Here is a 3,012-nt window from a genome sequence, read left to right as displayed (position 1 = left end):
TGGTCGGCCCGCGAGCACCGGGAGGCCCGGCTTGTGGCGGCCTGTGGGGGCGGTACGGGGGGGCATGTGCTCCAACACCCTTGCCTCGGGTGTCACTATGCCCGGGCCGAAGCCGGGCATGCTGATGACGTCGAATCCTGCGAGTCTTTTCAGCTTGGTGAGGAACCGGCTGTGCACGCCGAAGTGGTGCAGTCGGCTCATCGCCGCGATGACCGGGAAGTGGGCTACCAGCGGAACCTGGGCGTGCCTGCGCAGCATGCGCACGGCGCTCAGCCCCACCGGGAGGGCATTCACCATGACGGCGTTTGCACCGTTGGCCACGACGGTGTCATGCAGGTCGATGAGGCGGTCGACCTCGTCCGTGATGTTGGCGAGATAGACCTTCGGTGCGCCCGTCTCTTGCTCGGCCTGGCGGCGGGCCGCGCCGAGGAGCCGGGAGCGCTCGGCGATGGGCGACCAGTCCGGGTCCGCGAGCATCTCGTCGTCCTTGGCAATGTCGAGCCCGCCGCGCCAGGCGGCGAGGCCGAGCTCGGCGAACGGCGCCGGGTCGAGCCCGATGTTCGGCTTGATGACGCCGAAGAAGAAAGGTCGGTCGTGGATCTGCCAGAGATCCCGCAGCCCTTTCAGTCCATACCGCGGGCCGTCGAAGTGGGCGAGAAAGGCGTCGGGAAACTCGATGTCCAGGAGCTTTACCACGGGGATGCCCGGCGCGAAGAAGGCGCCTTCGCCGAGCACGGCGGAGAGCATGTTCGGGATGCGCGGGCCGAAGTTGGCGTGCGGATGCGCGATGCGCACCCGGCAGACGCTGACCGGCTCGTTCACCGGCGGATCGAGCGGATAGGACGTGTCGGACAGCACTGTCTCGACTTCCAGATCAACCACTCTGGCGGCGAAGCGCGGGCGATAGTCCTCGTCCACACCGACTCGCTGCCATTGGGCGGTGGACTGCTCGCTGGCCAGGTGCGCGGCGGCGATGCGCGGATCGCCGGTGCACTCGATGCGATAGTCCAGCAGCAGGTGGGCGTCGGCGTCGAGCTGTGAGAGCTCGGCGTAGAATCCGTCGATATCGGCATTGCGCATGGCTCAGCGCTCCCCTAGGAGTTGCAGGGTGACTTGTCGCTTTGCGCGCGGCCCATCCAGCTCAACGAAGAACACCGATTGCCAGTCCCCGAGCAGCAGCTCACCGTCCGCCACCGGGATGCTCTCGGAGGCGTTGGCGAAGAGCCCGAGCAGATGCGCATGGGCGTTGTCACGGTCATCCACCGGGGCGATGTTGTGGCTGTAGTCGCCGTCCCGCGGCACCAGGCGCTTGAGGAAGGTGACCATGTCCTGCTGCAGCCGCTCCTCGTTCTCATTGAGGTTGAGCCGAGCCGTGGTGTGCTGAGAGATCAGGGTCACCAAGCCCTGCCGCAGTCCCGCCGCCCGCACGCGCTCGCGAACCTGCGCGGTGATGTCGATGAGCTGGATGGGTGCGGTGGTGGCGAGCTCGATGTGGTCGATGAGCGCTGACATGTTCAGCTTTGTGGGTGTTGGATCTTGTCGCCGGAGCATACCCAAAGGCCCAGGCTTCGGCGATGCGCTGTGTCGGCTTACCGGCACTGGCGTTCCTTTGAAGAGCTGCACCCTGTCGGCTTGATCATCATCAATGTCGGTCTGCTGCCGCTGTGGGACTGTGCAATGTTCCAGTTGCCCAGCCGCTCCCGCAGTCAGCCGCCGACACGTCGTCACGCCCGATGCCGCTTTCCGACCTGGTCAACACCTTCGGCCAAGATCTGCTCCGCCGTCACGGCCGGCGCGTGCACAAGGTCGCGATCCACGCGGGCTTCAGCTGCCCGAATCGCGACGGCGCCAAGGGCCGCGGTGGCTGCTCGTTTTGCAACAACGTCTCCTTCAGCCCCAGCGCCAAGGCGCTCCCGGACGTTGCGACACAGATCGAGTCCGGCCGACGGGTGATCCGCAAGCGCACCGGCGCCGAGCGCTATCTGGCCTACTTCCAGGCGTATACCAACACCTACGGCGATGTGGCGCACCTGGCCGCCCTCTACCGCGCGGCACTGGCCGAGCCGGATGTGGTTGGCCTCTCCGTCGGCACCAGGCCGGACTGTGTGCCGGAGGCGGTGCTCGACCTGCTCTGCGCGCTGCGCGACCAAGGCCACGAGGTCTGGCTGGAGCTGGGGCTGCAGTCTACCTTCGACGCCACCCTGCACCGGGTCAACCGCGGCCATGGCTTTGCCGATTACCGCCATGCCGTGCGCGCCGCACGCGGGCGCGGCCTGCCGGTCTGCACCCACCTGATCGTCGGCCTCCCGGGGGAAGGGCGCGATGCTGCGCTCACGAGCCTGGAGCGGGTGCTGGCACTCGGTACCGACGGCCTCAAGCTGCACCCGCTGCATGTGGTACGCCACACGCTGCTGGCCAAGGAGTGGCGCGCGGGCGGCTACCGGCCGCTCGCCATGGAAGACTACGTCTCCATCGCCTGCGACCTCATCGAGCGTACGCCCGCTGAAGTCAGCTTCCACCGCGTCACCGGCACTGCGAGCCGAGACATCCTGCTGGCGCCTGACTGGTGTGCGAAGAAATGGGCCGTGCTGAACGGCATCGAGGCGGAGCTGCGCCGTCGCGGCACGGCACAGGGTGGGCGTGCGGGGCGGCAGATAGCGGCATGAAGGTTCGAGTATCGAGGGGCGAGTGACGAGGGTCGAGGTTCGCCGCCCGCGTATCCTCGCTCCTCGCTCCTCGTTACTCGTTACTCGTTACTCGATACTCACCGAAGAAAGAACCAACCCGAACAACAGAGACCTCATCCATGGAACTCGTCTGCCCCGCCGGCAATCTGCCGTCACTGAAGGCCGCCGTCGACCACGGTGCCGATGCCGTCTACACGGGCTTCCGTGATGACACCAACGCGCGGCACTTCGCCGGACTCAACTTCACGGCCAGCAAGCTCGCCGACGGCATCCGCTATGCCAAGTCCCACGGCAAGCGGGTGTTCATCGCCATGAACACCTATCC

General features: G+C 66.7%; 4 protein-coding genes. 2 read left to right on the top strand and 2 right to left on the bottom strand.

Translation table 11 applies throughout. The features are described from left to right. Together I6U14_RS05625 and I6U14_RS05620 are read right to left on the bottom strand one after the other, a co-directional pair. Window positions 1-1,080: RuBisCO large subunit C-terminal-like domain-containing protein (locus I6U14_RS05625; RefSeq protein ID WP_296897584.1), on the bottom strand; the 1,080-nt coding region annotated here is incomplete at its 3' end. A 3-nt stretch (window positions 1,081-1,083) separates the two neighbouring features. Continuing rightward, the gene (locus I6U14_RS05620) at window positions 1,084-1,512 is read right to left on the bottom strand and encodes a secondary thiamine-phosphate synthase enzyme YjbQ (protein WP_296897582.1); all 429 of its coding nucleotides are present in this window, start codon (window positions 1,510-1,512) and stop codon (window positions 1,084-1,086) included. Window positions 1,513-1,733: 221 nt separating this feature from the next. On the opposite strand from I6U14_RS05620, the gene I6U14_RS05615 reads away from it, so the two are divergent. Both I6U14_RS05615 and I6U14_RS05610 read left to right on the top strand, forming a co-directional pair. Further along, window positions 1,734-2,666 carry a TIGR01212 family radical SAM protein gene (locus tag I6U14_RS05615; protein WP_296897581.1) on the top strand — a complete coding sequence of 311 codons (933 nt, stop codon included), beginning with the start codon at window positions 1,734-1,736 and terminating at the stop codon, window positions 2,664-2,666. 140 nt (window positions 2,667-2,806) lie between these two features. Continuing rightward, window positions 2,807-3,012: peptidase U32 family protein (locus I6U14_RS05610; RefSeq protein WP_367115629.1), on the top strand; the 206-nt coding region annotated here is incomplete at its 3' end.

The organism is Thiohalocapsa sp., assembly GCF_019695415.1.
Classification (GTDB): domain Bacteria; phylum Pseudomonadota; class Gammaproteobacteria; order Chromatiales; family Chromatiaceae; genus Thiohalocapsa.
The sequence above is the reverse complement of the archived record's forward strand: the minus strand, read 5'-3'. Positions and strand labels throughout refer to the sequence as shown.